General features: G+C 36.7%; 38 protein-coding genes and 1 pseudogene. 36 read left to right on the top strand and 3 right to left on the bottom strand.

Going from position 1 to position 26,488, the window contains the following annotated elements; translation table 11 throughout:
- The first annotated feature begins 168 nt into the window (after positions 1–168).
- From ACP3VS_RS18285 to ACP3VS_RS18120, 34 genes and pseudogenes are all read left to right on the top strand, one after another.
- A complete protein-coding gene (locus ACP3VS_RS18285; RefSeq protein ID WP_426389488.1) occupies positions 169–435 on the top strand; it encodes a hypothetical protein in 267 nt (88 codons plus the stop codon).
- A 649-nt stretch (positions 436–1,084) separates the two neighbouring features.
- Entirely contained in the window at positions 1,085–1,492 is a 408-nt protein-coding gene (locus tag ACP3VS_RS18280) for a hypothetical protein (protein WP_426389486.1), read from the top strand.
- A gap of 87 nt (positions 1,493–1,579) precedes the next feature.
- Positions 1,580–2,497, top strand: coding sequence for a terminase small subunit (locus ACP3VS_RS18275; RefSeq protein WP_426389484.1), 918 nt, complete (start codon positions 1,580–1,582; stop codon positions 2,495–2,497).
- The gene (gene terL, locus ACP3VS_RS18270; RefSeq protein ID WP_426389482.1) at positions 2,475–3,938 is read left to right on the top strand and encodes a phage terminase large subunit; all 1,464 of its coding nucleotides are present in this window, start codon (positions 2,475–2,477) and stop codon (positions 3,936–3,938) included. Before ACP3VS_RS18275 ends, terL begins: the two co-directional genes overlap by 23 nt.
- A gap of 8 nt (positions 3,939–3,946) precedes the next feature.
- Entirely contained in the window at positions 3,947–5,281 is a 1,335-nt protein-coding gene (locus tag ACP3VS_RS18265) for an anti-CBASS protein Acb1 family protein (protein WP_426389480.1), read from the top strand.
- Positions 5,274–6,062, top strand: a complete 789-nt coding sequence (locus ACP3VS_RS18260) for a minor capsid protein (protein ID WP_426389478.1) — start codon at positions 5,274–5,276, stop codon at positions 6,060–6,062. The genes ACP3VS_RS18265 and ACP3VS_RS18260 overlap by 8 nt, the downstream gene beginning before the upstream one ends.
- Positions 6,063–6,064: 2 nt before the next feature.
- Positions 6,065–6,310 carry a hypothetical protein gene (locus ACP3VS_RS18255; protein ID WP_426389476.1) on the top strand — a complete coding sequence of 82 codons (246 nt, stop codon included), beginning with the start codon at positions 6,065–6,067 and terminating at the stop codon, positions 6,308–6,310.
- Between the two features lie 19 nt (positions 6,311–6,329).
- A pseudogene (locus ACP3VS_RS18250) lies at positions 6,330–6,566 on the top strand (Gp49 family protein); the annotation flags it as partial.
- A 42-nt stretch (positions 6,567–6,608) separates the two neighbouring features.
- Positions 6,609–7,688, top strand: a complete 1,080-nt coding sequence (locus ACP3VS_RS18245; protein ID WP_426389474.1) for a DUF2213 domain-containing protein — start codon at positions 6,609–6,611, stop codon at positions 7,686–7,688.
- A gap of 11 nt (positions 7,689–7,699) precedes the next feature.
- A complete protein-coding gene (locus tag ACP3VS_RS18240; protein WP_197148485.1) occupies positions 7,700–8,146 on the top strand; it encodes a structural cement protein Gp24 in 447 nt (148 codons plus the stop codon).
- 14 nt (positions 8,147–8,160) lie between these two features.
- Positions 8,161–9,066 (top strand): DUF2184 domain-containing protein, encoded by a 906-nt coding sequence (locus ACP3VS_RS18235; RefSeq protein ID WP_426389472.1) that lies wholly within the window; start codon positions 8,161–8,163, stop codon positions 9,064–9,066.
- Between the two features lie 12 nt (positions 9,067–9,078).
- A complete protein-coding gene (locus ACP3VS_RS18230; protein ID WP_426389471.1) occupies positions 9,079–9,390 on the top strand; it encodes a hypothetical protein in 312 nt (103 codons plus the stop codon).
- A gap of 11 nt (positions 9,391–9,401) precedes the next feature.
- A complete protein-coding gene (locus ACP3VS_RS18225; RefSeq protein WP_426389469.1) occupies positions 9,402–9,761 on the top strand; it encodes a DUF4054 domain-containing protein in 360 nt (119 codons plus the stop codon).
- 1 nt (position 9,762) lies between these two features.
- Complete coding sequence (locus ACP3VS_RS18220) at positions 9,763–10,227, top strand: hypothetical protein (RefSeq protein ID WP_426389467.1); 465 nt, start codon at positions 9,763–9,765, stop codon at positions 10,225–10,227.
- Positions 10,227–10,589 (top strand): hypothetical protein, encoded by a 363-nt coding sequence (locus tag ACP3VS_RS18215; protein WP_171364950.1) that lies wholly within the window; start codon positions 10,227–10,229, stop codon positions 10,587–10,589. The genes ACP3VS_RS18220 and ACP3VS_RS18215 overlap by 1 nt, the downstream gene beginning before the upstream one ends.
- Complete coding sequence (locus tag ACP3VS_RS18210) at positions 10,582–11,058, top strand: phage neck terminator protein (protein ID WP_197148481.1); 477 nt, start codon at positions 10,582–10,584, stop codon at positions 11,056–11,058. The genes ACP3VS_RS18215 and ACP3VS_RS18210 overlap by 8 nt, the downstream gene beginning before the upstream one ends.
- Entirely contained in the window at positions 11,058–12,068 is a 1,011-nt protein-coding gene (locus ACP3VS_RS18205; protein ID WP_426389464.1) for a DUF3383 family protein, read from the top strand. The genes ACP3VS_RS18210 and ACP3VS_RS18205 overlap by 1 nt, the downstream gene beginning before the upstream one ends.
- Positions 12,069–12,080: 12 nt before the next feature.
- On the top strand, positions 12,081–12,485 hold the full coding sequence (locus ACP3VS_RS18200) for a phage structural protein (protein ID WP_197148478.1): 405 nt from the start codon (positions 12,081–12,083) through the stop codon (positions 12,483–12,485).
- Positions 12,486–12,584: 99 nt separating this feature from the next.
- The gene (locus tag ACP3VS_RS18195; RefSeq protein WP_271909988.1) at positions 12,585–12,854 is read left to right on the top strand and encodes a hypothetical protein; all 270 of its coding nucleotides are present in this window, start codon (positions 12,585–12,587) and stop codon (positions 12,852–12,854) included.
- 178 nt (positions 12,855–13,032) lie between these two features.
- Positions 13,033–15,237, top strand: a complete 2,205-nt coding sequence (locus ACP3VS_RS18190) for a phage tail protein (RefSeq protein ID WP_426389461.1) — start codon at positions 13,033–13,035, stop codon at positions 15,235–15,237.
- Between the two features lie 2 nt (positions 15,238–15,239).
- Positions 15,240–15,836: a LysM peptidoglycan-binding domain-containing protein gene (locus tag ACP3VS_RS18185; RefSeq protein WP_426389459.1), complete on the top strand. Its 597-nt coding sequence runs from the start codon at positions 15,240–15,242 to the stop codon at positions 15,834–15,836.
- Positions 15,837–15,839: 3 nt separating this feature from the next.
- Positions 15,840–16,172, top strand: a complete 333-nt coding sequence (locus ACP3VS_RS18180) for a phage baseplate plug family protein (RefSeq protein WP_426389457.1) — start codon at positions 15,840–15,842, stop codon at positions 16,170–16,172.
- Positions 16,156–16,956, top strand: coding sequence for a phage protein (locus tag ACP3VS_RS18175; protein ID WP_426389455.1), 801 nt, complete (start codon positions 16,156–16,158; stop codon positions 16,954–16,956). The genes ACP3VS_RS18180 and ACP3VS_RS18175 overlap by 17 nt, the downstream gene beginning before the upstream one ends.
- Positions 16,953–17,333, top strand: coding sequence for a Gp138 family membrane-puncturing spike protein (locus tag ACP3VS_RS18170; RefSeq protein WP_426389453.1), 381 nt, complete (start codon positions 16,953–16,955; stop codon positions 17,331–17,333). Before ACP3VS_RS18175 ends, ACP3VS_RS18170 begins: the two co-directional genes overlap by 4 nt.
- A complete protein-coding gene (locus tag ACP3VS_RS18165) occupies positions 17,333–17,686 on the top strand; it encodes a DUF2634 domain-containing protein (RefSeq protein WP_426389451.1) in 354 nt (117 codons plus the stop codon). Before ACP3VS_RS18170 ends, ACP3VS_RS18165 begins: the two co-directional genes overlap by 1 nt.
- On the top strand, positions 17,673–18,854 hold the full coding sequence (locus tag ACP3VS_RS18160) for a baseplate J/gp47 family protein (RefSeq protein WP_426389450.1): 1,182 nt from the start codon (positions 17,673–17,675) through the stop codon (positions 18,852–18,854). The genes ACP3VS_RS18165 and ACP3VS_RS18160 overlap by 14 nt, the downstream gene beginning before the upstream one ends.
- Positions 18,847–19,488 carry a hypothetical protein gene (locus ACP3VS_RS18155; RefSeq protein WP_426389448.1) on the top strand — a complete coding sequence of 214 codons (642 nt, stop codon included), beginning with the start codon at positions 18,847–18,849 and terminating at the stop codon, positions 19,486–19,488. Before ACP3VS_RS18160 ends, ACP3VS_RS18155 begins: the two co-directional genes overlap by 8 nt.
- Before the next feature lie 11 nt (positions 19,489–19,499).
- On the top strand, positions 19,500–20,813 hold the full coding sequence (locus ACP3VS_RS18150) for a hypothetical protein (RefSeq protein WP_426389446.1): 1,314 nt from the start codon (positions 19,500–19,502) through the stop codon (positions 20,811–20,813).
- A 2-nt stretch (positions 20,814–20,815) separates the two neighbouring features.
- A complete protein-coding gene (locus tag ACP3VS_RS18145; RefSeq protein WP_426389444.1) occupies positions 20,816–21,151 on the top strand; it encodes a hypothetical protein in 336 nt (111 codons plus the stop codon).
- Between the two features lies 1 nt (position 21,152).
- The gene (locus tag ACP3VS_RS18140) at positions 21,153–21,314 is read left to right on the top strand and encodes a hypothetical protein (protein WP_426389043.1); all 162 of its coding nucleotides are present in this window, start codon (positions 21,153–21,155) and stop codon (positions 21,312–21,314) included.
- A gap of 137 nt (positions 21,315–21,451) precedes the next feature.
- Positions 21,452–21,697 carry a hemolysin XhlA family protein gene (locus ACP3VS_RS18135; protein WP_426389442.1) on the top strand — a complete coding sequence of 82 codons (246 nt, stop codon included), beginning with the start codon at positions 21,452–21,454 and terminating at the stop codon, positions 21,695–21,697.
- A gap of 12 nt (positions 21,698–21,709) precedes the next feature.
- Positions 21,710–21,976 (top strand): phage holin family protein, encoded by a 267-nt coding sequence (locus tag ACP3VS_RS18130; RefSeq protein ID WP_197148459.1) that lies wholly within the window; start codon positions 21,710–21,712, stop codon positions 21,974–21,976.
- Positions 21,973–22,689 (top strand): peptidoglycan recognition protein family protein, encoded by a 717-nt coding sequence (locus tag ACP3VS_RS18125; RefSeq protein ID WP_426389440.1) that lies wholly within the window; start codon positions 21,973–21,975, stop codon positions 22,687–22,689. Before ACP3VS_RS18130 ends, ACP3VS_RS18125 begins: the two co-directional genes overlap by 4 nt.
- A 297-nt stretch (positions 22,690–22,986) precedes the next feature.
- A complete protein-coding gene (locus ACP3VS_RS18120; RefSeq protein ID WP_426389438.1) occupies positions 22,987–23,994 on the top strand; it encodes an Abi family protein in 1,008 nt (335 codons plus the stop codon).
- 78 nt (positions 23,995–24,072) lie between these two features.
- Here the strand turns inward: ACP3VS_RS18120 and ACP3VS_RS18115 are convergent, their stop codons facing one another.
- Both ACP3VS_RS18115 and ACP3VS_RS18110 read right to left on the bottom strand, forming a co-directional pair.
- A complete protein-coding gene (locus ACP3VS_RS18115; protein ID WP_426389436.1) occupies positions 24,073–24,276 on the bottom strand; it encodes a hypothetical protein in 204 nt (67 codons plus the stop codon).
- A 251-nt stretch (positions 24,277–24,527) separates the two neighbouring features.
- On the bottom strand, positions 24,528–24,674 hold the full coding sequence (locus tag ACP3VS_RS18110) for a hypothetical protein (protein ID WP_426389435.1): 147 nt from the start codon (positions 24,672–24,674) through the stop codon (positions 24,528–24,530).
- Positions 24,675–24,840: 166 nt separating this feature from the next.
- Here ACP3VS_RS18110 and ACP3VS_RS18105 point away from each other — a divergent pair, with 166 nt between their 5' ends.
- Both ACP3VS_RS18105 and ACP3VS_RS18100 read left to right on the top strand, forming a co-directional pair.
- Complete coding sequence (locus tag ACP3VS_RS18105; protein ID WP_426389434.1) at positions 24,841–25,137, top strand: YolD-like family protein; 297 nt, start codon at positions 24,841–24,843, stop codon at positions 25,135–25,137.
- Positions 25,138–25,148: 11 nt separating this feature from the next.
- Positions 25,149–25,475 (top strand): DUF1827 family protein, encoded by a 327-nt coding sequence (locus ACP3VS_RS18100; RefSeq protein WP_426389433.1) that lies wholly within the window; start codon positions 25,149–25,151, stop codon positions 25,473–25,475.
- A gap of 77 nt (positions 25,476–25,552) precedes the next feature.
- On the opposite strand, the gene ACP3VS_RS18095 is transcribed toward ACP3VS_RS18100, so the two are convergent.
- The gene (locus ACP3VS_RS18095) at positions 25,553–26,182 is read right to left on the bottom strand and encodes a hypothetical protein (protein WP_426389431.1); all 630 of its coding nucleotides are present in this window, start codon (positions 26,180–26,182) and stop codon (positions 25,553–25,555) included.
- Between the last annotated feature and the right edge of the window lie 306 nt (positions 26,183–26,488).

The following is a 26,488-nucleotide window of genomic DNA, read 5'->3' as shown; positions in this document are numbered from 1 at the left end:
TGCGGTGAAAGCTGCACGTTGGGTGTGGAGCAGGGGAAAAGATGGAGATAACTTCAAAGTTTTACCTATTGCTATAAACTTACTAATTACTTTAAGGTTAAGTGGATAATGCAAAGTATGTTTTGGATAAATAAACACTTCTATTGGATAATGAAAGGGGATAATAATATGGCGTACAAGTATGAAAATGTAGAATCAGTTGAAGTAAAAGAGTGTTTTGAAGTGCATACATTTGATGAAAATGGCGAAATTGCTGAAACATTTAAAATAACGAAAGGTACACAAGGAATTGTTGAATCAATGGGTTATCAAACAGGTGACCCAGAATTACATTATGACATTTTGTTCGATACGAAAGAATATGGTGAATTAGATGTATCGTTATACGAAAGCAATTTTGAAAAAAGACTGCACATCTTAAAGATTGCGAATTAAAAAAAAGATTTTACTGCACAATTTGAGAACATGTTACAAATGTGATAGATGTTACAAACGTTACATTCGTTACACATTAGGTGAGATAAAAATAATAATGTAAAATTGGAGGCAGGACGGGCGGAAAGGTTTTCCTCTCTTGGTATTTATAAAATCCTAAATATTAGGGAAAGACAGACCGACGACCGACCCGCGCTGAGCAAACTTGTTCGGAGCATGACATACACGGCCGGCCCATATTTTTTAAGAGATTAGGTATCCTAATTAATATAAAAGGCTAATAAAACTGAAGGAGTGGTTTATATGTGAACTTCGTCCACTTTCCATAGAATTCAGTCAAACTTACTAAAACAAACTTACTTAGCTTCAAAGTGCACGGAAATGCACTATAAATCTAAAACACAATTACGAAATAACGTGGTACGCTCTGCCACGATGTCAAAAGTGAGCACTCGACATTAGGATTACCACAATATTTAAGCTTTCATCTTAGGGTGAAGGCTTTTTCTTTTGCTTTGAAAACTGCATCAAACAGCCAAAACACTACGAGTTGAGAGGGCAGAGTTTGGTGTGGTTTTGAGAGCAAAAAGTTATTACATATATTTCATCTGCTAGGGTATGATTGGGTTACAATAGGAGGTGGTATAGTTTGAGTAAGGAAAACGTAGATGATTTAGGTAATTTCATAGAGACAAAAGAATGTGAAATATCAAATGAGTTCTTGAATGCTTATGAGTTATCCAATTTTATTGAAGGTATTATCGAGGCCACTTCACAGGATATATGTGAGGAACCTCTACAATTATTTCTTAGATCAAATAATAAAACGATGTATAAAAGAGGGAAATGTTTTTTAGAGCTTTCTAGCGATAAGAGTGAAGTACGAATATACTTTATTCCACCACAAGCAGTTAAAATGCTAGAGTTTTCAATATTACGCAAAGATGAACAGTGGTTAATTAAGGATGAGAAAAAAGATAAAGAATACTCTCCGTTAACTACAGGAGAAATTGACAATTTAACAATGAGATTTTTGAACTTTGCAAAGTCGTATTAATACGACTTTTTTTATTTTACAAAGCAACTAGCATAATGGGGTGATCACAAAGCAAACAAATGGCAATGGAGGTGGTGGTTATGAGAGATGGCTAATTGGGATGAAATTAAACAGGAGTGGGAAACTACAAAGATTACTTTAGCTAAGCTAGCAGAAAAATATGATGTTCCTTTAGGCACTATTAAGAGCCAAAAGAGCCGTGATACTAAAAACGGCAATCCATGGACTAGGGATGCAACCAAAACTAAGAAGGTTGCAACCATAAAAGAGGATGCATCCAAAGAAAAAGAAGTCGTTGAATCAGAAGAAGTTACTACCTCAGAATTAGAAGGTGATGACGGACTAACTGATAAGCAACGGCTTTTTTGTATGTATTATGTTCGTTCACTGAATGCTACTAGTGCATATAAAAAAGCTTACAAATGCAACTATGAGACAGCTATGGCAAGTGGTAGTAGATTGTTAAGGAATGTTAAGGTAAAAGCCACGATTGCCGAGATGAAACGTGAACGTTTAGAACAAGAGGACTTAGATAAAACGGATGTCCTACAGAAGTACAAAGCAATTGCTTTTGCTGACATTACCGACTTTATAGACTTTACTCAAGTTGAGTCAGAATCGACAGAAACATCAGTTGAATATAATCCAGACGGTTCAAAGAAGTCTGAGAAAACAGAAGTAGTACCATACACGTACACAAAATTCTCGATGCATCATTCAGAAGAGATTGACGGGACACTCATTACCGAATTATCCAAGGGTAAAGACGGCATGTTCAAGGTTAAACTCGCTGATAAAATGGCAGCACTTGCGTTCCTTGCGAAGTATACGGATTTACTTAATGAAAACGAGTTGAAACAACTGCGTGAAGAGAAAGTTAAAGCTGATATTGCAAAGACTCGTTCAGAAACAAAGGGTAATGGCATTGCAACGGCTAGTACGGTGGATCTAAGTAAATTAACAACAGAGGAGTTGAGAGAACTTGCTACAAGAAATAAGCGATGAGCAAATAGATGCGCTAGCCTATGAAGCAAGTAAAGAACTCTCACGCCAGTTTTACCGTGATTATGTAGAGTTTGTCCATAATGGTCATTACGAGCACTACAGGCATACAGAGTTAATTTGTGAAGTACTACAGCGCATTGCAGACGGCGAACAACTATCGATGTTAATTGAAATGCCACCTCGACATGGGAAGTCAATGACTGTTACAGAAACATTCCCTAGCTATTACTTAATGAAAAATCCAGATAAGAGAGTTATTGCGGCTGCCTATTCTGATGGGCTGGCTAAAAAGTTTGGTAGGTTAAATCGTAATAAATTTAATGAGTACGCTAACGTACTATTTAGCATTCAATTATCTGAAGCTAACGCTGCTGTAAAAGATTGGGGTGTTGAAGGTAGGCAGGGTGGCATGATTGCCACAGGTATTGGCGGTTCCATTACCGGTCAAGGTGCCGATTTAATGATTATTGATGATCCTATCAAAAATATGAAGGAAGCAAGCTCTCAGACTATCCGAGATAATATTTGGGATGAATGGGAAGCAACACTATCCACTCGTTTGCATGATGGAGCATCAGTTATTGTCATAATGACACGTTGGCATGAAGATGATTTAATTGGTCGTTTACTAGCGCGAAGCCCTCGAAAATGGATTCGTTTACGTTTACCAGCTATCGCAGAGGATGAAGATGATTTGCTAGGCCGTGTGCCTGGAGAACCACTATGTCGAGAGCTAGGGTTTAATGAGCAATGGGCGGCTGATAAAAAGGCAGAGGTTGGTAGTCGTACATGGAACGCTCTTTATCAACAAAGACCTTCACCAGCAGGAGGTTCTATCTTTAAACGTGAATGGATTCGTTATTATGTGCGTACTCAAGAGCAACATCGAGAGTGGACCTTATCAAATGATGTGGTTATTTTACCTACTCATTTCGATAAGATGGCCCAATCATGGGATTGTACATTTAAAGGTACTGATACCAGTGACTATGTAGCTGGCGGTGTGTGGGGGCGTAAAAAAGCGCAGTATTTCTTATTCGATATTGACCATAGGAGAATGGGCTTTGCGGATACAATGAAAGCCATACGTGCTATGTCCGATAAATGGCCCAATGCACGAAGTAAATATATTGAGGATAAAGCCAACGGCTCAGCTATCATCGAGATGTTAAAAGATGAGATTAGTGGTATTGTTCCGGTTGATCCTGACGGTGGTAAGGAGGCGCGTGCAAATGCGGTGTCTCCTTTGTTTGAGGCTGGAAATGTATATCTACCTCATCCAAATATGTGTCCTTGGGTTGAGGACCTTGTTGAAGAACTTGTACCCTTCCCTAACGCAGCCCATGACGATTTAGTGGATATGACAACACAAGCGCTAAATCAGTTGTATACAAACAATTCTAATCCAATTGAACGCTATAAAAACTTATTAGGAAAGTAGGTGAAACGTTGAAAACAATTGACCAAGCAAAGCAATACAAAGAGGACTTCATGCAAGGTAATGGTAAGGCAAACCAAAAGGATAAGTTGACAAGACAGATTGCTGGTGTTGGCCGTAAATTATCTCATGATGAAATCACAAACTTATACGGTGATAGTCGAATCGTACAAAATATCATCGATATTCCAGCCGAGGATATGACACGTAATTGGTTCACTTTGAAGATGGAAGATGATCAATTAGCTCGTAACATAATGAGTAAGCTTGCTGACTTAAAAGCTAAGAAAGCATTTAAAGAAATGTTCACTTATGACCGTCTCCGTGGAGATGGTTTTATTAGTTTAGGAGTGACACAAGCCTCCAAATTCGAATTAAGCGAAGATTTGAAAATGGATAAATTATATTCAGTGGATTATTTGCATGCTTTCAGCTCTTTAAAGGTAAATGAATTCCTGATAAACGAAGATGTATTTGATATTAAATACGGCCAATTAGAACAATTACGCATTAATCGAGCATCTAGCCACGGGGTGCAAACACAAACAACAGAATCATCTGTACACGTTTCTAGATTGCTCCATAGCCAGACAAGGCGATTCGAAGGGGAAGCACAAGGTCGCTCACTCTTAGAGCCCTTATACGACATTCTGACGGTTTTTGATACGTCTGTTTGGTCAGTTGGTCAAATCCTTCATGATTTCACTTTTAAGGTGTATAAATCAAAAGATATCGATAATTTATCGACTCAAGATAAGCAACAACTATCTATGATTATGGATTTCATGTTCCGTACAGAAGCATTAGCTATGATTGCTGCTGATGAGGACTTAACGAAACAAGGCACATCAGTATCGGGCATTAAGGATTTACTAGATTTTGTTTGGGATTTGTTATCGGGTGCTGCTAGAATGCCTAAAACGGTCATTAAAGGTCAAGAATCAGGTACTATTACTGGAGCTCAATACGATGTGATGAACTATTACTCTCGTATCGTGGCAGACCAAGAGAACGAAATGAAACCACATTTAGAAAAACTTATTCGAATGTTGTTGATGGCTGAAAAAGAGCTTGGTGGACGTATTGATCCTGAATCGTTGGAATGGGAAATACAATTCAATCCGTTATGGAATGTGGATGCAAAAACTGATGCTGAAATTCGTAAGCTAGTTGCTGAAACAGATCAGATTTACTTACTTAATAACATCATAACGGCTGATGAAATCCGAGAGGCACGCTTTGGTCAGTTTGGTTTGTCGAATACGCTAAAATTCAGTGGAGATGAAGCAGACCTAAGACAGTTAGCGAACAACGTATATAAAGGTTGGAGTGGTACGAATGGCTAAAAAAGTACCAATTACTCGTTTTCCTGATGCTGCAAGTGTTAGTTATAGTCGAGCTATAGAAAAGATGATTACAGGGCTTGAGGTAGAAACATTGAAGCTTTTCGAAAAGTACATTGTGCCCCAACTAGAAACAAGACAAGATGCCTATTACGTTGAAGATGGCATACTAGATGGACTCAAGAAAATGTTTCATTCCTTAAAAGATAAGGTGAATAAGATTTTTACGACTACTCAAAGTGAACGTGCGGCATCGTCTTTTGTTAAGAACATCAATCTTTTCAACCGTCATAACCTTGAACAGCAAATGAAGGTGAAGGGTATTAATCTAGTAGCTACAGAACCATGGCTAAAAGATTTTCTGCACACAAAAATTTCAGAAAATGTAGCTTTTATAAAATCTATTCACGAAGACTATTTCGCTAGGGTTGAGAATGCCGTGCGAGATGGCGTGAAACAAGGTCGCACTGTAAGACATATACGCGAGCAACTCGAAGAAGAGGTCGGAATTTCTAAGAATAAGGCACAGTTTATTGCTGTTGATCAAGCAGGCACCATTCTTGGTCAAATGACTGCCCAAAGACATCAACAAATCGGTGTAGAAAAGTTTAAATGGCTTACGTCCCATGATGAGAGAGTAAGAGATTCACATAAGGTGTTAGCCAACGAAGTTTTTTCTTATGATGATCCACCGACTGTAAACGGTCGTGTTGTATTACCTGGTGAGGATTATCGTTGTAGGTGTGTAGCAATACCTGTTTTTGATGATGAGGAGGAGGAGTAAATATGACAGAACGAGAATTGCAAAAAGTACATTGCCAAGTAGTAACAAGCGTTGGTGAATGTAGTGAAATCCTAACAATTGATGGTTCAGTGGATGATGTAATTAAAATACTGGAATCTACTCGCACAGAAAATAAGACAAAAAATAACATTCATATTCATGTTGCGTCAAGTGGAAAAAAAGTTGCAACCATTGATTTCGTTGAAGAATTAAAAAGTAATTTAGAAAGGGGTTTTAAAAACGGCTAAAAACACAGTAACTCAAGAACAAATCGACAATATTATTAATCAATCATCTTTAGAAGTATTTCATCGTGTGCACGAAAAACAATGCATAGTTGTAGCGAAATTGCCGAATGGTTTTACGATCGTGGGCGAATCAGCTTGTGTTGATCCAGCTAATTATGAAGAACAAATCGGTTACGACTTAGCAGTGAAGCATATTAAAAGCCGCCTTTGGGAACTTGAAGGTTATGCGCTACAAGAGAAGTTGCATCGACAGTAGTAAGAAAATGTTTTTTTATTGCTATAGAGAGGGGGTGAAACATTGAAACTACAGCGTTATGACACATCTTATATAAAAGACTATATGGAAACACCAGAAGGGTATTTAACGGTCAATGTACCGATTACTCGTCCTGGTGTTTTTCCATATCAACGGCAAGATGGCACGGTTCAGATGGAAGCTAAGTTACCTGACGAAATCTTTAGCGACCGTACTATCTATTCAGCACGCTCGAAACCTGTAACTGATGAACATCCAAATGAACCTGTCACAATCGACAACCATCAGCAATATTCAAAAGGTATGAGTCATACTGATTCTCGTGTTGAGGATCTAAAGCTGTATGTATCATTAACCATTACTGATAAAGATTTAATTCAAAAGGTTTATGACGGCAAACGTGAGATATCCATTGGCTTTATGTCTGATGTAGTTGCAGAAAGTGGAACATATAACGGAGATCAGTATGAATATGTACAAAGAAATGTTGAAATAAATCATATTGCAATCGTAGAAAAAGGTCGTGCAGGGCCTGAAGTTGCTATACGTTCTGATTCAGACGCATGGCAAATTGATGAAAAAGAAGGAGGAAACACTAAGATGGCAAAAATTAAAATTGAAGGTACAGAGTATGAGGTAGACCCAGCGGTAAAAGCTTATATCGATGCATTAAAAGCGAAAGAAGAAACTGCGAAGGTGAAAGGCGATAGTGCTGATGCTTTGCAAGGACGTCTTGATGCATTAGAAGTAACAATACAGACGAAAGATCAAGAGATTGCTACTTTAAAAGAAAAATCTCTATCTGCTGATGAGTTAGATAAGAAAGTAGAAGAAAGAGTAGCTTTAATTAGTGCGTCACAGCCAATTCTAGGTGACTCGTTTGATTTTACAGGTAAATCAGAGCGAGAGATTAAAGAAGCTGTTATATCGACTGCAAAAGCAGAATTTAAAGGTGATGGTAAGTCAGACGACTATATCAACGCCTTTTTTGATGCAACTGTTGAGCAAGTACAATCAAATGGCTTCTCAAGCACAGGCACTAATAGTGCTTACACTGGTGATGCTAGTGGAAACAAAGATTTAGAAGAACTAAAAAATAAACGCTTGAACATGCGTTCATAGGAGGAATTTACATGCCTATTACTAATTATCCTGATTATATGCAGCCAGCAGGGAAAGCCGGTCAGTTATCAAGTTACCAAGACTATACAGCAGACACTTACGCAGTAGAAGCAAAAGTACCTTTTGGTGCAGCAGTACAACTTAATGCCACAGGCACCGCGATTAAACCAATTGCTACAGGTGGTACCGTAATTGGTATCGCATTAGCACAAAATATCCATGATTGGGTAGAAAAGAAAGACGATCAAAACTATCCAGTAGGCGAACCAGCAGCGATTGTAAAACGTGGACGTATCTTTGTTATGGCTGGCGGTGACGTAATTAATGGACAAGCAGTTAAAGTGGACCCTGTTACTCAAAAATTCACTGTTGATGGAGATATTGCTATCAATGGAGCTGTGTTCAAAGCCAATGCTACTGCAAATCAATTAGTCGAAATCGAAATTAACTTACCTTAAGGGGGAAACTTTACATGACAATTCAATCATATCGCGGAGATGCTTTAATCCGCCCACAAGACTTAAACGCAATTGATAAGCGTGTGTATGAACCACACGCATCAGAATTAAAGGCACGTTCGATTTTTAATGTAAAAACTGATATTCCGGCAGGGGCAAAAACATATAGCTATGATGTTTTAACACGTTCAGGGGCTGCTAAAATTCTAGCTCCTGGTGCAACTGATGTACCTTTAGTAGATGCTGATTTAACAGAAGAAACAGTTAAAATTTATTCAATTGCTGCTGCTTTTAATATCGGTGTACAGGAAGTGCGTGAGGCACAAATGGCAGGGCGTCCAATCGATGTTACAAAAGCAGATACAGTACGCAAGGCGATTGCTGAAAAAGAGAATCAAGTCACTTTTTCTGGTGATAAAACACACCGCATTAAAGGATTAACAGATGCAGTGGGTATTCAAGTATATGCAACTCCACAAAATGAGGCAGGTACTTCTACCAAATGGAAGGACAAGACAGGTAAAGAAATCGTTGCAGACATTCGTAAAGCTAAAAACATGGTAAATAAATTAAATGGACATGAAGCTGATACGTTGTTGTTAACGCCAGACTCAAATGAGGAGTTAGAAAAAACGTTTAATGAATACACTCAACAATCGGTTTTGGAGTACATTAAATCTCAAAACTGGTTTAAACGTATTGAAACAGTAAATGATCTTGCTAAGAAAGGGTTAGCAGGTTCAGAGTGTTTTGTAGTCCTTGATTCATCACCTGATGTTGTGGAACTTGGGATTCCATTGGATATTACACGTCATCCACAAGAGTACGCATTCCCGAATACAAAAGTACCTTTCGAAGAGCGTACAACAGGCTTAATCATTCGTTATCCAATGGCTATTTGCCGTGCGGATGGAATTTAAGGGGGATACTTGATGTTAGTACAAAACAAAGGAAATCACGCATATACAGCCAATGGATTAACACTTAATCCGGGTACAAATAAAGTGGATGAAAAAGAGTTTGAACAATTTCTAACTCATCCACTGATGAAACATCTTAATGACAAAGGTGAATTTACCTATGACAGTGATAAAGCTAGGCCATCAGCAAAGGAGACCATCGCAATGATTGAAGATGCGTTTGACATTGATATGTTAGAAGCATTAAAAGCAGAAGAGGACCGTAAAACAGTGCTTGATGCAATTGACAAACGTATTGATGAATTAAAAAATCCCCAAAAATAGGAGGGATTCAAATGTTATTAACTTCAATTGAACGTGTCCGTATGTTAAGTGAAGAATTTACTACAATCGATGATGAAAGACTAACAATGTATATTGAGGATGCTTCACTTGAAGTGTCCTCTTTGTCTTTTCCCGAACTGTATCAAGAGCGTTTAGCGCGTTATTTAGCTGCCCACTTAGCTGTTTTAAGTGTAACAAAAGACCAAACAGTAATTCGTGAGAAAGTTGACGTTATCGAGCGTCAATATAGCGAGCCAAACAAGAATATTGGGCTTTTAGCAACGAAATTTGGTCAAGAATACCAACGTATTTTAGATGAGTTAGAAGAGCAGTTTAAGCCCAAAAAGTCAATTAACTTGGTGGTGCTGTAAGATGGCGAGAATCAATGTAAGAATCACTGATACGAATAACATTAGCCGTTTAAAAGACGTATTGAAAGAACTTAAAAACTACTCTGTAGAAGTTGGCATATTCGGTAGTGATGAATATGTTATGGTTGCGAGTGTTCATGAGTTTGGGGCAACCATTCAACGGGGAAAAGGTTCAATTTCTATTCCTGAACGTTCATTTTTACGAACTGCGTTTGATGAGAAAAATGAACAATGGGCGATTTTTTTTAAAAGCCAACTTAAACATGTTCTTGCACTTCAAATGGATGTACAAACACTTTTTAATCGTTTAGGTGCTCGTATGGTTGGAGATATTCAAGAGAAAATCACAGATTTAGACGCTCCACCGAACGCTCCTTCTACTATTGCTAAAAAGGGTTCTAGCAATCCGTTAATCGATACAGGAGGCTTGCGTATGCGTATTACTTATAGGGTGGTGCGTAAATAATGCCTGATTTGATGATTTTTAAGGAAGTTATTGACCTAAATAGTGTTCCTTTCACTGCTTTAATAGAACAAGATGGGAAATACATTAATGGGAAATGGGTTCCTGGTAAACCAGAAGAAGTTTCGATGACTGGTATTGTATTGCCACTGAATAATGATGATTTAAAGTACATTGAAAGTGGTTTGTACACAGTAAAAGAAAAGAAATTATACGTAGTAGAGCCTATTAAAATAGATACTAAGGTGATGTACAAAGGGGATACTTACACAATTCAGTCGTTTAAGGATTTGACGGATTACACAGATGTCCACATATATCTCATGAGGTATCGAGGAAATGCTGAAGGAGGGACCAATGTATAGATACGATGATATATGGATACCTACACAAAATGGACTCTCTAATTACACGGAAATCGAAGTGATTCAAGCGGAAGGAATGGGGAAACAACCTCCATACCCCTTTTTCTCTATCAAAAGTATTTCGCCTGCAATCGGTGTGGGGAATGTAACTGAATCAGTCAATGATAACCTAATGACTATTGAACAAGATATAGAAATTGTTTTATCAATCACATGTAATGCTGAGAAAATTGAGGATGCAGAGAATTACTCAAATAAGGCTAGAGGTTATTTTTTAGGTAAAGCCACAATTGAACTATCAGACGCTAACATCACAGTTGTTGAAGTGCTTAATGCAAACAACCGTGATGTTTTTTTAACGGTCGATTATGAACGTCGTGTAGGGTTTGATGTTCGTTTACGAGTAAGAGGTCGAGAAACTTTTGAAATCGATGTAATTGAAAGTGTTGAAATGAAGGAGGAGATTTAATGCCATTACAAGACGTCACTGTTACGATTGACATTAGTAAGCCGTCATCACTGACCGGCTTAGGTACACCGTTAATTTTAGTAAAAAAAGATGGAGCGAGTTCTTACAAAGAATTTGATGATCTAGAAGATATCAAAACAGCAATTGGAGAAGAATCGGATGGTTATAAAATTGCAAAACAAATTTTCAATCAGGGTGATAGTAGACCAGACAAAGTTGCTGTCGCGACTTATAACCCTTCCGCAGAGATTCCTGTCACGGCTGTATCTGTACTAGAAAACTATTTTTATAATGATTGGTATTTCGTGATGTTAGATACAGGAGCAGTTACAGACTATAAAGAAATTAGCGATGTAGTTGAGGAAAAGGAATTAAAGATTGCTGCTCATGTAGTTGATAGTGTAACCGATTTAGAAACATTAAAGGTAGGTAAGTATGACCGTACATTTGTTATTCAACATAATAAAATTTCTGAGTTTCTTCATGCTGCACTCATAGGACAAGTTGGTTCAAAGCCTGTCGGTTCTGTAACTTGGAAATTTAAAACGTTGAAATTTGCCACACCTCAAGATATTACTCCTGTTCAACTAGAAGAGATTCACAGAAACGGAGGCATTGCCTATGTCACTAAGGCTGGCTTTGATCAAACGTCAGAAGGCAAAGTAATCAGTGGTGAATATATCGATGTCATGCACGGTAAGGATTGGGTGAAAATCAATATTGAACAGCAGGTGCAACGTTTATTTGCAACAAATTCCAAAATTGCTTATTCTGACGCTGGTATAGCTCAAATAGAAGACGCTGTACGTACTGTGTTAGAAGTAGCTGGTCAGAATGGTATTATCGCTACTGATGAAGCTAATCAATATTTATATACAATCAAAACTAAAAAAAGAGCAGAAGTTTCAGCGTCAGATCGTGCAACTCGAAAATATGATGGTTTGTCATTTAGTTTCGAACTAGAAGGGGCCATTCATGAAGCGAAAATCAAAGGTGAAATTTCTGCATAAGGAGGTTCTTAGATGACTGGACATATTGGCACTTATGATGCACGAAAAGTTACAACAACAGTGAGTGGCATGTTTATCACAGGTTACGGAGACGGAACCATGGTTAAGTGTTCAAAGGATAATGACAACTTTGAATCAAGTTCCTCAGCTCAAGGTGATGCAGTTGTATCAATTAATGGAGATCAATTGGGTACTATTGAAATCACATTGAATCAAACATCACCATCTATTACAACATTAAACAAACTTGCGAACGAACGTACAATGTTCCCTATCTGGGTGAACAGTAACAACGAAATCAAAGAGGTTGTTGGTGGAACAAAGGCGATGGTTACAAAGGTTCCTGACATTGAACATGGTAAGTCTGTAGCTAACCGTGTTTACACAATCAAAGTATTTGACTACTCAGTTAAATAAAACGAAAGGAGAGTGGGCCTGAGCTCACTCTTTTAATTTGCAATGAAAAAAGGACATATTACAAATCAATTAAAACAAAAAGAAATGGAGCGAAAAGCGATGGCTAAAAAAGGTGAACAAATGGAGTTTACAACTCAAAAAGGACAAAAATATGTATTTCAACATCCAGGATTACGTGAATCGTTTCGAATGCGTGACCGTGCAAAAACTGAAACAGGGACATCATCAGAACTACTTTACAGTGAGTTCATGGAGCATGTTGTTTTTACTTCTGATGGCGGTCGTGTAAGTTGGGACCACTTCGAGGAAAATGGTGGATTGTCCGAAGTTATGAAGGCGGCGGCGCAGTTCCTCTTTCAAGACGTGTAAACCTTATGAATTCTATAAAGAACAAGTTGAAGGGAATTGGTTCTTCTGGCGCCCTGTTATGGAGCGCTTTTTAAGTTTTGAGCGAGCTGAAACTATGACGCCAGATGAACTACATGAATTTAACGCCGCAATGGATGTATATATGGAGCGAAAAAATGCACAGAAAGGGGGCTAAATTGTGAGTATACGTGATCTATTCGTTGAAATTATCATGGATATTGAAGATGGCCCTTTAGCTGATTTAGACAGAAGAATTAACCAGGTTATATCATCCATAACGCACATGGATTTCAGTGGGTTTAATAGCATGGAAGACGATATAGACAGTTTAGTAGATGATTTTGATGATTTAGGAAATCACATTGATGATGTGGACCGTGAGTTAAACAGAATTGATGGAGATAGCTTAAATGATGTCGAAAAAAGTGCAAATGAAGCAGAAGGTGCTTTTGGTAAATTAAAAGGTGCTGTGGTTGGTTTAGGTGCTGCAATTGGTGCCTATATAGCAGTGGACAAAATAGTTGAAATAGGGGTAAGTGCTTTAGAAAGTGCAGCAACTGCCAAAGCAATGGCCTCGCAATTTGAACAAGTGTTTGCAGGCATGGAAGATGCTGCAACAAAAGCACTTGATAAAATTGCTACAGAAACAGGTATCCTTCCTAACCGTTTGAAAGGCAGTTACATTCAAATGGCAGCCTTTGCGAAAACTACAGGTGTCGATACATCCGAAGCGTTGAAATTAACTGAGCGAGCCACTTTAGCAGCAGCAGATAGTGCAGCCTTTTACGACCGTTCTATCGAAGATGTTACTGAGAATCTTCAATCGTTCTTGAAAGGTAACTTTGAAAACGATGCCGCACTTGGTATCTCTGCAACAGAAACCACTCGTAATGCCAAAGCTACTGAGTTATATGGAAAGTCGTTCATTAAGTTATCTGAGGCACAAAAGCAATTAACCTTGCTTGCCATGGTTGAGGATGGAAATAAACTTTCTGGTGCTATAGGGCAGGCAGCGAGGGAATCTGACAGTTGGGAAAACCAACTTGGGAATTTAAAGTCCGCTTGGGATGGATTCTTGATAAAACTAGGTTCTCCGATACTCGATCAAGCAGTTGCAATATTGACCAAAGCAAGTGAAGTTATCAGCAATGTAGACCCAGGACCCTTTATGGAATTTGTTTCGGCTGGTTTCGATAAGTTGGCAGGTTTGAAGGATGTAATTTTAACTGTATATAACACGATTATGTCTTTAGTATACGATACTGGGGAAGTTTCAGACTTGTGGCAAAAACTCGGAGTTCCTGCTTGGGTTGCTGATGGGATAGAGGCGTATGTTACTAACATTTTTATGATTAAAGACGTGATTATGGCAGTTTATAACAGTATTATGTCTGTTTTCTATGATACTGGAGAAGTTGCTGATATATGGGAGAACCTTGGTGTTCCGTCAGATGTAGCAGAAGCTATAGAACGGCATATGCAAAGCTTTAGAGAAGGATTTGACTTAGCTAAGTCAGTAATAACAGATTTTATTGAAAACGTAGTAGTTCCTTTAATGCCAAAAGCTCAAGAGTACGTAGGTACAGCCATGGAGTACATTGGTAGGATTGTTAAAGGTGCCATAAATATTTTCGAGACATTGAAAGGGATTGTAACTGGCTTAATAGAAAACGTGATTGTTCCTCTGTTTCCAGTTGCGCAGGAAGTAATTAGTGTTGCAATGGATATCATTTCTCCAATTTTAAGAGTTGCTGGTTCATTATTCGAAGGGATAACAGCAGTTATTAAATTTTTGGTAAATGAAGTGATTGTTCCTTTGTTCCCTCTTGCGGTTAGTTCAATTGAAAATGCATGGGGGACATTAAAGCCTATTCTCAGTGCTATTTCTAAAGCCTTTAATGGAATTGCTGATGCAATAGAATGGGTGGTAAAGAAACTTGGTTCAGTAGGAGAGGCAATCAAAAACTTCAATGTTGGTGAAAAGATTAGTGGAGTAGTTTCAAAAGTTACGAGTTTCTTACCAGGGTTCGAAATCGGACTAGGACGAGTGCCTTATGATGAAATGCCAGCTTTACTACACAAGGACGAAGCTGTTTTGCCAGCAGATGAAGCAGATAAATTACGTGATAGAGGTATTTTACAAGGCAATGGTACAGACCCCGAAATAAATTTAGACCAGGCAACTCAGTTTGAACCTGCAAGGGATTATTCAGCAACAGAGACGGTTAACAATACGTCTAATAGCTCTAAAGTGTCTGCACCTATCCAAATTATCGTGCAAGGCAGTGAAAGCCCTCAGGAAACTGCATACAGCATTAAAGATGCACTCGAGGACTTATTTGGTGATTTATTAAGTGTTATGCCTGCATCAAGGGAGGGGTAATATTGGCGGTAGAATTAGTTGGTAAAGCGCGATTAAGTGGCTATTTAATACATGTAACTAGCGAAGATGCTGATTTTGATGTCGATATTCCAACTCATAAGGTTGAAAAGGGCATCGATTTATCAGACCATGTTGAGAGAAAACCTGTGGTTGTAAAGTTATCTGGTCTGTTGATACGTCCCACTAATGAGCGAGTTGAAACGTTAGTCAACAAATTAAAGAGCTTTGAGTATAAAGGTCAACTACTTACTTACGAAGGACGCCGTATATACAAAAATATGCTCATGCATGGTTTATCTATCAAAGCTAGTTCTAAAGTGATGAACGGCTATAATTTTAGCTGTACATTGACAGAAGTTCGCATTGCCCAATCATCTTATGTGGACCCGAAAGTAAAAGCTGTAACTGCTCCTTCCAAAGAGGCAGGGCGTAAACAGACTACAAACAAAAAACAATCACCTATATATCATGTAGTAAAAAAAGGTGATACCTATGGTTCGCTTGGTCAAAAGTACGGTACTAAGTGGCAAGACATTCAGAAATGGAATGGTTATGATCCAAAAAAAATCCCTATTGGTGCAAAATTAAGGGTGGTGTAATAAATGGTAGACTTTGAATATATAGAAATCGAAAAGGCGCTCATTCCCTATCGTTTTGAAATGGAATTGGGCGCTGAATTGTTTTTAATTGAGATTAGATATAACGATCTGCATGATTATTTCACATTGGATTTACAAAAGGGTGATGAAATATTGGTGAATGGTGAAAAGCTTGTATATGCTACACCTTTATTTAGTGAGGTATTTGATGGCCGTTTTCCAGCACCGACAATTATCCCTCTAGATACATCTGGAAAAGAGACAAGAGTATCCTTTGCAAACCTAAATGAAACAGTATTCTTAAAGTTGGTGAATGACAATGAGTATGTTATTTAAGCGCTACGTTGAAGTTGTAACAGGAAATCTAAAGTTTAATAATACCGATTTAGATATTGAGTTTGAGGTACCTTTTGATGATGATCTTGAGCCGAACATCAGCGAGATCACGATTTATAATTTATCAGAATCAACAAGGAACAAACTAAAACGTGGAGAGGTTATAACGATTAACGCTGGATATGTAGAAGATAAGGGTTTAATACTAAGTGGCCGTATCAATAGTATAAGTACAACGCCGTTAGGAGCTGACCGTGCTACGGTAATTAAGGTATTGGATACTTATCCATTCAACAGTAAAAAGACTCTCAAACGTTCATATAAAGGGAAAATAAAAGCTGATGTAATTATAAGAGATTTAACAAAAGCATTAGGCTTAAAAGTAGCTGTTTTAAAATTACCTAAAAATAAAGTATATGAAAAAGGATTTTCTGTTAGTGGAGAAATCTTTAAAAAGATACAAGACATTGCAAATGACTGTGGAGCTTCTGCTTATATATCAAGGCAACAAACTTATATCAGACCAATTACTGAAGGTGATAACCATCGATTTATCCTCAGTCCAGATACTGGACTTGTTGGGTCACCAGAATACTTTGAAAATGAGCGTAAAGGCAAAGTGATGAAAGGCTACAAAGCCAAATCTCTACTTCAACACAGAATGAATACAGGAGCAATAATACAATTACAATCAATTGTTACAAAAAGTACAGTACGCGTCAAAAAGGGTAAACACATTTGCAAAGGTAATTCATTTTATACAGAAGTGGAGGGGATATTATGACGAATGCCACTGAATTTTTTCGAGCTTTACAACAAGGTGTATTCGTAAATTTAAACACAGCTATGCCTTGTAAAGTGTTAGCGTATGATGAAACTAAACGTTTAGCGAAAATAGAACCGTTATTCATGGCCAAAGAAGCAGGTGAAGAACCAGCGAAGTTAGCACCTGTTGAGAACGTGCCAGTTTTATTTCAAAAATATCGTGTTAACGGCAGCGAAGTACAAAATTACGTACCAGTTTTGGAACCAATGGTTGACACTGTATTGGCTGTATTTTGTCAACGTGCAATAGACGAGGCAATGAAAGGCAATAATGTTTATCCAGGTACAGCCAGAATGTTTGATGTCCATGACGCTGTAATAGTGGGGGTGTTTTAGTGAAAACACTAGCGTTATTAGATGGCGATTTGGTTTTTGAAAATGGCGATTTTAAATTGGCTGAAGGGGAAAAAGAAGTAGCTCAATGTCTAGCTATATCACTAGGTACAAATTTAAAAGAATGGTTTCTTAATGAAGAATCGGGTCTTGATTTCAAACGAGTTTTGGAGAAGTCAACCCAAGATGAAGCTAGGGCTGAAGTTATACGAGTTCTTTCGCAAGAAGAACGAGTTAAAGATATTGAAAGTGTCGAAATTAAAGATGTTAATAGAGTTAGGACAGTTGTTTTTTCCATAACTCTTTTAGACGGTACGATTATTAATGAGGAGGTGGTTGTAGGTGGCATTGGATAAAAACGGTTTTAAGCGTAAATCTTACAGCGATCTGGTTGATAGTATGTCAGCAAAGGCTAAAGAGAAATTTGGTGCTGATGCTAATACTACAGAACGGTCATTTTTGGGTATTATCATTCGCATTATGGCATGGTTTTTCTCTCTGTTATGGCAAGATACAGAAGATGTATATCATAGTGCTTATCGTAAGACTGCAGAAGGTGTTCAGTTAGATATGTTGTTACCTTATGCAGGCATTAGCCGTAATCTCGCAGATTTCGCTTATGGACAAATCCATATATCAGGTACACCCAACCACTTCATTGAAAGTGGTTTTTTAGTGTCTACAAATAACGATATTTTCTTTGAAACAATTTATGATTTAACTCTTGATTCAGAAGGCAAGGGTACTGCCGAAATCGTAGCATTAGATGTTGGAGCTATTGGTAATGTGGGAGCAAATTTGATTACAGAAATTGTGAATCCTGATGCTGATGTAACTAGTGTAATTAATCCATTAAAAACTAGTGGTGGCCGCGAAAAAGAAACAGATGCCGAAGCTCGCGAAAGAGCTGATATAACTGTGGATGGTATCGGTTCAGCTACCACAGCAGCAATAAGAACCAATTTATTAAAAATTTCAAGCATTCGAGCAGCAAAGGTTATTGAAAATTTTAAAGATGAAGTAGATCAATATGGTACGCCTCCTAGGGCCATTCAGGCATTTGTTTTAGGTGGGGATGATGAAGAAATCGCTAAAGCGATACATGAAAAAAAGGCAGGGGGCATTCAACCATTTGGAACTACATTTATTGATGTGCTTGATCTAAGTGGTGAGATACAACAAATAGGATTCACAAGAGCCAACGAAGTAAATGTATTTATTAAAGTAAATGCTAAAACTAATACCTCGTTTACATCTAATGGCGTTGAGCTACTAAAAACTGCCCTTGTCAAATATATCGGTGGTACTGATTATGACAACAATACTTATGCTGGCTTAAACATGGGAGAAGATGTGGTTATATCTCGATTAATAGCCAGAGCATACAGTGTTGATGGAATCGACGATGTAATGATAGAAGTATCTAAAGATGGAGTAATTTACAATGATTCAAATATAATTATCGCCCTTCAAGAAGTGGCTCAAACGCATTTTAACGACATAGAGGTGATACTCAATGTTTAGTACTCAATCAATCGTCAAACGTTTATCAGATTACTTTGATAAAACGCCACATTCGAATATATCCAAACTAATGAGTATCTTCGCTGCCGAAGCACAAGAAGTCAAAGCAACAAATGACCGAATAAGGCAGTGGAGGAACATAGATGATGCCGAAGGTGTTGGCCTTGATTTAATTGGACAAAACGTGAATCAGCCTCGCGGTGTTGCAAATGATGAAGTATATCGAATCTTATTAAAGTCGAAAATTGCCCGAAATCTAAGTGATGGAACAATTGATATGATAATTCAGGTCCTAGCTATCGCGTTATCTGTTGACCCTAAAATGATAAAAATTAAAGAGAAGTGGAATGATTCAGAAGAACCAGAACCAGCGGCTATTAAAGTAATAGAGTTACCACTAACAAAATTGAACGAGGCAGGGTTAGACCCTGCGAATTTCGTTCGAATTGTCCAACGGACAGTGGCGGCTGGTGTAAAAGTTGGCGTCATTGAACTTACAGGCACGTTTGAGTTTGGTGATATTACTAACTCTATTGATAATACAAAAGGATTTGGTGACATAAACGATGATACGATTGGTGGTTATCTAGGGGCTGTTTATACACCTAGACAAGATAACGAATTACCAATTTAGGAGGGATGATAATGGCAGAGAAATTACCAGAGTGGAATGCAGTAGGTGTTGAACCTCCACAGTCTTTAAAAGATAGTGGTTGGCAACCAGGTATGAAACCTTCAGCACAACATATGAACTGGTTATTAAATAGAGCTTATAAATGTATTGAGGAATTACAGCAAGCTGGTGGAAATGTTGACGATTTAACTCAAGCTGTAGCAAGTTTAGAACAAACAGTAGGAACTCATTTAAATGATAATTTATCGCACACTAAGTGGATAGAAACCATAGGCGGCACAGCAAATGCATTAACGGCAACCATTGATGGTCTTACAAGCTATAAAAATGGCTTGGCTGTTTCATTCCCTGCTACCTCCAACAGTACCGCAGCAATGACATTAAATATAAACGGATTAGGTGCTATCCCAATCAAGAAAGCTAATGGCACCGCATTTAGTAATGCAAAGGCTAACGGAGTATATACAATTCGTTATCGTGCAGGGGCTTTTATCTTACAGGGTGAAGGGGGTGAATACGGAGATGTAACAACTAATGATGTGAGAAAGGGTAAGATATTTGGCACAGTTGATGGGTTGAAGACTGGTACGCTGGACTTGAGTAACTTAAAACCTGAGAATCTAAGAAGAGGCGTTACAATCGATGGAGTGGCTGGTGGTATCGATAAAGCCCATGGAGTGCTAGTAAAACCAGAAGATATTACTAAGGCAGGTAAGGTGAGGGAAAATTTCCAGCAGTGTTATTTTACAATCGATGATAACGAGTATTATGAAGCTAAGAGTACAGGGACCACTCATGTAGTCAATAAATATAATGCCGCTGGTGCTTTGATAAAAACTGTGCCAATAGCTGGATATACTGGTGAAGCTTATTATGTTGAAATTCCTAGATATGGTGAAGTGCAATTCATGAGACAATACCATATGATAGGGGCTTTTGACTGGGATACTGGTGTTCTGAAGGATATTGTATACACATCTAACTTCGGAGAACCTAAAGCCGCTATACAATACAACCCGAAAAACAGCTATGACCGACTAATAATCGGTAACGTTGGAACACACACATATACTGGAGTATATAACCGTTCAAATGTATTGTTAGACGGTTTAAGCTGGTTGGAAGTTATCGATGGATATGGTATGACAAGACAAATGTCAGACACTGCTTGGATTGTTACTGGGAGAGGTGCAGGTGGACTATTGACAGTCCTTAGTCCAGATTCGCAAGGTATAGATATGAATTATTTTAATACCACGGAAAACGCATCTTCCACTCTTCAAAGAGTGTGTGGGTGTCTATTAACTTATGGAAGGAAGATATAACAATGACAGAAGAAAAAACGTATGTATATTTAAAAATCTCAAACATTAAAGGAGTGCATGGCGAGGTAATATATCACGGATTGGACATCAGCACTCCTGAAACAGTTGTTCCTGGTAGCCCATTATATAATGATGATCTCACATTATGTTACATGATATATAATGCAACAGACTTTGCAATTCCAGAGGATCCTGATATCACTTTATCAACAGAGGAAGAATACAACGCATTCAAAGCTGAGCAAGATTCGAAAAAACCTAACATATCTCAAGAAGACAAAATAAAACAACTAGAGGAAATAGTACAGACACTTATTTTAGAGAAAGAGGGGCTATAATATGAATCAAGTTATCATTGATTTCCTAGTATATCGTATTACTTCTGGATCTTTGGCGTATAAAGAATGCATTACTAAACGACCTGATTTAAAAGAAGGAATAGATGTATCACTTCAAGAGAAAAAATCCGAGCATTTAATAAACGATAACGAAAACAAGTAAACGCAGCATAAGCTAGCGTTATTTTTTTTTAATTTTTAGCGCTATGAGAGCAATCGAAATGGGCAACAGTACATTGTACTGAATCTCGATGCTTCTCATGGCTTTTATTTTAAATAGGGCAAAGGATTGGTGATGGCATGGGCGAAGAATTAGTCAGAAATATTTATGAACGTCTTGGGGGTATTGAGGCAAAAATTGATGATATTAGAGATATTCGTTTAACAGCAGATAACGCTAAGGACATTGCAGAGGAAGCGTTAGCGAGTACTAAAAGCGCACACCATCGATTAAATAAAATCGATAAAATCGTTTGGTGGGTATCTACAACTATTATTGGGGCTGTTATTTTAGGGTTGTTAGCAATCGTTATTAAAACAAACTAGGGGGATATTAATATGGAATTTTTATATGATTACATTATCGAACAGGCGCTTATTGTAGTGCCTGTTTTATTAGTTATTGGGCAAATTTTAAAGAGCACACCTAAAATGAAAGATTGGTTAATTCCGTATATTTTATTGGTGTTAGGGGTTACTTTTACAATCGGCATTATGGGATTCAATATGCAAGCTATTGTCCAAGGTGTATTAGTAAGTGGGGCTGCTGTATTTGCTAATCAATTATACAAACAATACTCAGTTAAAGAGGGTGACAGGAATTGAGTTATACAATCGAAAAACGACTAATGACAGGATTACCTAACTACGCTCTAACTGCTATTAAGTATGTGATTGCTCACGAATCAGGAAACCCAAACAATTGCGGTCCTAATGCATTAGAAAACGAAATTGCATACATGAACCGAAATAAAGCTAATGCGTTTACGTCTCACTGGGTAGGCGGTGGCGGTAAAATTGTTCAAATTGCGCCAGTCGGAAAGTTGCAGTATGGTTGTGGTCCAAAAGGGAACCCACTTAGTTACGCACAAGTAGAGCTTGCTCGTACAAATGACAAAGAGCAATTTAAAAAGGATTATGCTGCTTACATTTGGCTTTTAAGAGAGCTTGCAAAAGAGGCTTGCATACCTGTTGTATTAGATGGGACAGGCAACGGCATAAAGTCGCATCGATGGATTACTGACAATCTAAAAGGCACAACACATAGAGACCCATATTCATATTTAGAAAGCATGGGAATTTCGGGGGCTCAATTCAAGTTAGACATTTTGAACGGCTTGGATAAACTAAAACAAACAGAAAAGGATGATGAAACTATGAGATTTACCAACTCAACAACTGAAAATGCTGTACGTGATTACATTAAACAGGCTATAGATAAAGGCAAGATTGATAAATCATGGCTTGATAAATTTGATTCAGGTACTATGACAAGTGGGGATTTTGAAGGTCTGAAAATTATTATTTCGCAACGATAAAAAATTTATCGACATTGCAAATTTACCATAATTCCTATATTCAGGTTCGCTTTATAAAAGTGGACCTGTTTCATATATCAGGTAATAAAGTTCGTAAATAAGAAACAATTTACATAAATAAGCTTATTAATTCGCGCCAAATCGTTGACTTCCACATAGTATAGAGCTATTATACATATAATACATTATGCAGGCCGACGATCGGCTAGAGAAAACTTCTTACTTTAAATAGTAAGAGGTTTTTTTCTGTTCACTTTTAGGATACTATGGAAATATAGGTAAATCGGAGGTGACTATATGACCATTTTAGAAAAACCATTTCTTGATATCGATATGCAAGTAAAAAAGTTAATTGATCGAGGATTAATAATAGAATCATTAGAAGAAACTAAAAGAATATTACTTAAAACAACATATTACGATGTTATTAATGGATATAAAGATATATTTTTAGTAGAAAAATCAAATGATGACGAGGAAGATAAGTTTTTACCAAACACAAAATTCAATGATCTGTTAATTTTATATAAATTAGATAAAAATATACGTAACTTTATTTTCAATTCAGTTTTAGAAGTTGAATGCAACTTTTACTCTGCACTTTCATATTGTATTTCGGAAAAATATGGCGAGAAATATGAAGTTTATCTAAATAAGGATAATTACAAAGCAGGTAAGATTCAAGCTTATAACAAGAAATCGGAACGAGAAAATTTATTGTGGAAGATCAATAAAAAAATACGAGATGCAGAAGAACAACCATTAAAGTATTATATTAAGAAATATGGAAATGTGCCTCCCTGGATATTGGTTAAATCATTAACGTTTGGTGAATTATTGGTTTTATATAAGTTGTCATCAGCAGATATAAAAGAAAATGTTATAAAAATATTGTTAGGAACAACTCCTACCGAAGAAGAAAAAGAATTTTTCGTTAAAAGCATGGAATTATTCAATAAATTCCGCAATAGAGCTGCTCACGGTGGAAGAATGTATAACTATAAAACAAACATAGAAATTCCTTATAGAAAGTGGCTCTTTGACTTATTAGGAATTACAAAGGAACAATATAATAGTGGTGTTGGTAAAAGCGACAACGGAGCTTTTATGTTGGCATTGTTAAATTTCCATAAAAATGATGCACAACGGCTTTACGAGTTCATCGTTTATTTAAATTACGATCTAAAAAGATATATTGAAAAACAACCAATTCATGCAACAAACATATTTAAATATTTAGGTATTCCCTTTGACTTTTACGATAAAGTAACTACCTGTTTAAGTTATGGGATACTAAAAACATAATTAATAACGGTGACAAGTAATAAATTTCCTTATCTAATCCTTTATGATAAAAGGTTGGCATTATAAAGACCAAGATAGCTAAACGCCATCTTGGTCTATTTTCATTTCATTTAATAGTTGTTTCCGTTCTAAAATCAATTCCATAAACTCATCTAAATCGTCTTCTAAAGCATGGTTTTTAATAAAGCTACGTGCTCTTGATCGGGCGCTAATGTACTTTGCACGTTCTTTATTCTTCTCCTGCCAGCGTTTATTAGCTTCAGTCTGTGAATTCTTATCCATATTAACCCTTCCTTTTTTTAAAATATAAAACGATATTTACAATGACTAAAATTAAACATAATGAATAGATTATAATCATTGAGTAATCAAAAAATTTAGGTTCCTTCCAATCGACCAGGACCACCAAAATGTAAACAGCCGCAAGCAAAGTAATGATATTAAAGAAAATTTTCTTCATGCTTAGAATGGATTATGATTATTAAAATATGATAGGATAAGGGTGAAGGAGGGGCTAACCTCCTTCAGTGTAATTATTTGCGACGTTTCTTCTTGTTGGGAGGGCGTCGCTTTTTCTTTTGCTTATTTTTCATATCGCTTATATTTTTCAATCCACCAGTTAGTTGATTAAAGAATGTTGCGATACCTACTAGATAAGCAAGAGCCTTATCATAATCCACTTTGTTCACCACCTTTCTATACTTTAATTATACTAGTACTAGTATCAAAAGTCAACGATTAAATTCATTTATTTTCCTAAAAATACAATTTATTTCATTGTAAAATACAAACATTTGTTCTATTATATATACAAACAAACGTTCTTATTTTAGGAGGGCAATAAATATGGCAAAGTCAAAGAAAAAAGATCTAAATAAAAAAGTAGCAGAAAAACCAAAACAACCACCAAAGCATCCGGAACGTGATGAATTCGAACTTGAGGAACTTGGATATAGTTTAAGTGAAGCAATGGAAGATGGTAGGTACCGAATGTTTGCGGTATACAATAAATCAGGGTCTTTAGAGGGAAAGGTGACAAAATTGGATACAAGCACTAAGTTGATTCACATCCAAGATAAATTTAGAGACATTCATAAAGTACATTTCTTAGATATATTAAGCGTTTCAAATTCAGAATATTAGGAGGTTTATGTATGACTACAAAATTCAAATTTATACCTAGAACATTCCGAGATGTTACAAAACAAAAACCTGATGTACTTAAAGTTGTAAATGCAAATGCACCTAATGATGTTATTACTAAGATTTTTGAGCATAAAGATACTGCAATTATACATAGCAAAAATAGTAGTTCAAATCACGCAAGTATTTCTAATGCTAAGGGCCATGGTTTTATTCAAGAATGGGAAATCAGATATACAATAGAACATATTTTGAGAGTAGAACTTGAAAATGTATCAATACTTGTTAGTGATAATGGGGTTGTTCATGTATATGCTAATAAAGGTAATACTCTCTAAACTAAAATTAAGTCACTCATTTAAAAATAATGAGTGACTTAATTTTCTTCTATTATATACAATTTTAAAAAATTATATTATTTAAAATCATTATGAGTCCCATAATTTGTAGCAACTTCTTTTAAGTTAGATGCTTTGAATTTATCAAAATCAATTTTGTCAATGTCACTCTTTTTAAGTAACACAGTCATCGCAGAACCAACATTACTGTTGCCAGAAGCATCTTTAAAGTTAGCTTGCCAGTTGATATTAATGTCGCGCATATCTTCAACGTCTTTTAATACTTTAAGTAATTCAACTGTATTTTGTTGAGCATAATTTAAAGTATTCTTTTTAGTTATGGCGTCATCAATCATCATCTTTAAATAATAAATATCACCCATATTTTCAACAGTGATGTTACGATCACTACCATCAGTAGTAGTGGTACCAAATAAATCTGTAGCTATCTTAACGATTCGTTCTTCTAGAGGAATTGTTGTATCGTTTGCAACTTTCATATCAACCACTACATCATCATTTTTCTTTTCTGATTCCTTTTCAGGTTCGGTAGAAACTTCCTTTTTCGTAACTTCTTCTTGTTTAGTTTTATCGGCTTTATCTGAAGCCTTTTCATCATCTCCGTCAATTGCATTTCCGATACTACCAATTACAATTAGTGCAACAATTAAAATAAACCACCATTTTTTATAAAAAGGTTTTTTCATCTAAGCAGTCTCCTCTGTAAATATTTTTCACTATTAAATTGTATCAATATTGGAAGGGGTTGTCAGTAAAGTGAATGACTTTCTTCTATAATATAAGCATCATTTTGTTATTTTTTAAAACTAACAAAAAAGTAACAGATAAAACTAACAAAATCGAAGTAGTACGGAATGTATGTTCCTATCGCGCTGCTGTTATTTTTAATATTAAGACTTAAAAAAGAATTTCAAAGATGCGAGAAAGTCATTCAAACATGCCAGGAATGATGTAATCGAACGCTAAATGCGATTTGAGTAATAAACTTATAA

This window comes from Lysinibacillus sp. VIII_CA (genome assembly GCF_049943995.1).
Classification (GTDB): Bacteria; Bacillota; Bacilli; order Bacillales_A; family Planococcaceae; genus Lysinibacillus; species Lysinibacillus pinottii.
This window is presented reverse-complemented; position numbering and strand designations above follow the sequence as displayed.

What these genes read in the sequence shown, in the direction of transcription:
- ACP3VS_RS18285 (WP_426389488.1), top strand. Translation starts at nt 169, where the DNA reads ATGGCGTACAAGTATGAAAATGTAGAATCAGTTGAAGTAAAAGAGTGT.
- ACP3VS_RS18275 (WP_426389484.1), top strand. Translation starts at nt 1,580, where the DNA reads ATGGCTAATTGGGATGAAATTAAACAGGAGTGGGAAACTACAAAGATT.
- ACP3VS_RS18260 (WP_426389478.1), top strand. Translation starts at nt 5,274, where the DNA reads ATGGCTAAAAAAGTACCAATTACTCGTTTTCCTGATGCTGCAAGTGTT.
- ACP3VS_RS18255 (WP_426389476.1), top strand. Translation starts at nt 6,065, where the DNA reads ATGACAGAACGAGAATTGCAAAAAGTACATTGCCAAGTAGTAACAAGC.
- ACP3VS_RS18240 (WP_197148485.1), top strand. Translation starts at nt 7,700, where the DNA reads ATGCCTATTACTAATTATCCTGATTATATGCAGCCAGCAGGGAAAGCC.
- ACP3VS_RS18235 (WP_426389472.1), top strand. Translation starts at nt 8,161, where the DNA reads ATGACAATTCAATCATATCGCGGAGATGCTTTAATCCGCCCACAAGAC.
- ACP3VS_RS18230 (WP_426389471.1), top strand. Translation starts at nt 9,079, where the DNA reads ATGTTAGTACAAAACAAAGGAAATCACGCATATACAGCCAATGGATTA.
- ACP3VS_RS18225 (WP_426389469.1), top strand. Translation starts at nt 9,402, where the DNA reads ATGTTATTAACTTCAATTGAACGTGTCCGTATGTTAAGTGAAGAATTT.
- ACP3VS_RS18220 (WP_426389467.1), top strand. Translation starts at nt 9,763, where the DNA reads ATGGCGAGAATCAATGTAAGAATCACTGATACGAATAACATTAGCCGT.
- ACP3VS_RS18215 (WP_171364950.1), top strand. Translation starts at nt 10,227, where the DNA reads ATGCCTGATTTGATGATTTTTAAGGAAGTTATTGACCTAAATAGTGTT.
- ACP3VS_RS18210 (WP_197148481.1), top strand. Translation starts at nt 10,582, where the DNA reads ATGTATAGATACGATGATATATGGATACCTACACAAAATGGACTCTCT.
- ACP3VS_RS18205 (WP_426389464.1), top strand. Translation starts at nt 11,058, where the DNA reads ATGCCATTACAAGACGTCACTGTTACGATTGACATTAGTAAGCCGTCA.
- ACP3VS_RS18200 (WP_197148478.1), top strand. Translation starts at nt 12,081, where the DNA reads ATGACTGGACATATTGGCACTTATGATGCACGAAAAGTTACAACAACA.
- ACP3VS_RS18195 (WP_271909988.1), top strand. Translation starts at nt 12,585, where the DNA reads ATGGCTAAAAAAGGTGAACAAATGGAGTTTACAACTCAAAAAGGACAA.
- ACP3VS_RS18180 (WP_426389457.1), top strand. Translation starts at nt 15,840, where the DNA reads ATGGTAGACTTTGAATATATAGAAATCGAAAAGGCGCTCATTCCCTAT.
- ACP3VS_RS18175 (WP_426389455.1), top strand. Translation starts at nt 16,156, where the DNA reads ATGAGTATGTTATTTAAGCGCTACGTTGAAGTTGTAACAGGAAATCTA.
- ACP3VS_RS18170 (WP_426389453.1), top strand. Translation starts at nt 16,953, where the DNA reads ATGACGAATGCCACTGAATTTTTTCGAGCTTTACAACAAGGTGTATTC.
- ACP3VS_RS18155 (WP_426389448.1), top strand. Translation starts at nt 18,847, where the DNA reads ATGTTTAGTACTCAATCAATCGTCAAACGTTTATCAGATTACTTTGAT.
- ACP3VS_RS18150 (WP_426389446.1), top strand. Translation starts at nt 19,500, where the DNA reads ATGGCAGAGAAATTACCAGAGTGGAATGCAGTAGGTGTTGAACCTCCA.
- ACP3VS_RS18145 (WP_426389444.1), top strand. Translation starts at nt 20,816, where the DNA reads ATGACAGAAGAAAAAACGTATGTATATTTAAAAATCTCAAACATTAAA.
- ACP3VS_RS18140 (WP_426389043.1), top strand. Translation starts at nt 21,153, where the DNA reads ATGAATCAAGTTATCATTGATTTCCTAGTATATCGTATTACTTCTGGA.
- ACP3VS_RS18135 (WP_426389442.1), top strand. Translation starts at nt 21,452, where the DNA reads ATGGGCGAAGAATTAGTCAGAAATATTTATGAACGTCTTGGGGGTATT.
- ACP3VS_RS18130 (WP_197148459.1), top strand. Translation starts at nt 21,710, where the DNA reads ATGGAATTTTTATATGATTACATTATCGAACAGGCGCTTATTGTAGTG.
- ACP3VS_RS18120 (WP_426389438.1), top strand. Translation starts at nt 22,987, where the DNA reads ATGACCATTTTAGAAAAACCATTTCTTGATATCGATATGCAAGTAAAA.
- ACP3VS_RS18115 (WP_426389436.1), bottom strand. Translation starts at nt 24,276, where the DNA reads ATGGATAAGAATTCACAGACTGAAGCTAATAAACGCTGGCAGGAGAAG.
- ACP3VS_RS18105 (WP_426389434.1), top strand. Translation starts at nt 24,841, where the DNA reads ATGGCAAAGTCAAAGAAAAAAGATCTAAATAAAAAAGTAGCAGAAAAA.
- ACP3VS_RS18100 (WP_426389433.1), top strand. Translation starts at nt 25,149, where the DNA reads ATGACTACAAAATTCAAATTTATACCTAGAACATTCCGAGATGTTACA.
- ACP3VS_RS18095 (WP_426389431.1), bottom strand. Translation starts at nt 26,182, where the DNA reads ATGAAAAAACCTTTTTATAAAAAATGGTGGTTTATTTTAATTGTTGCA.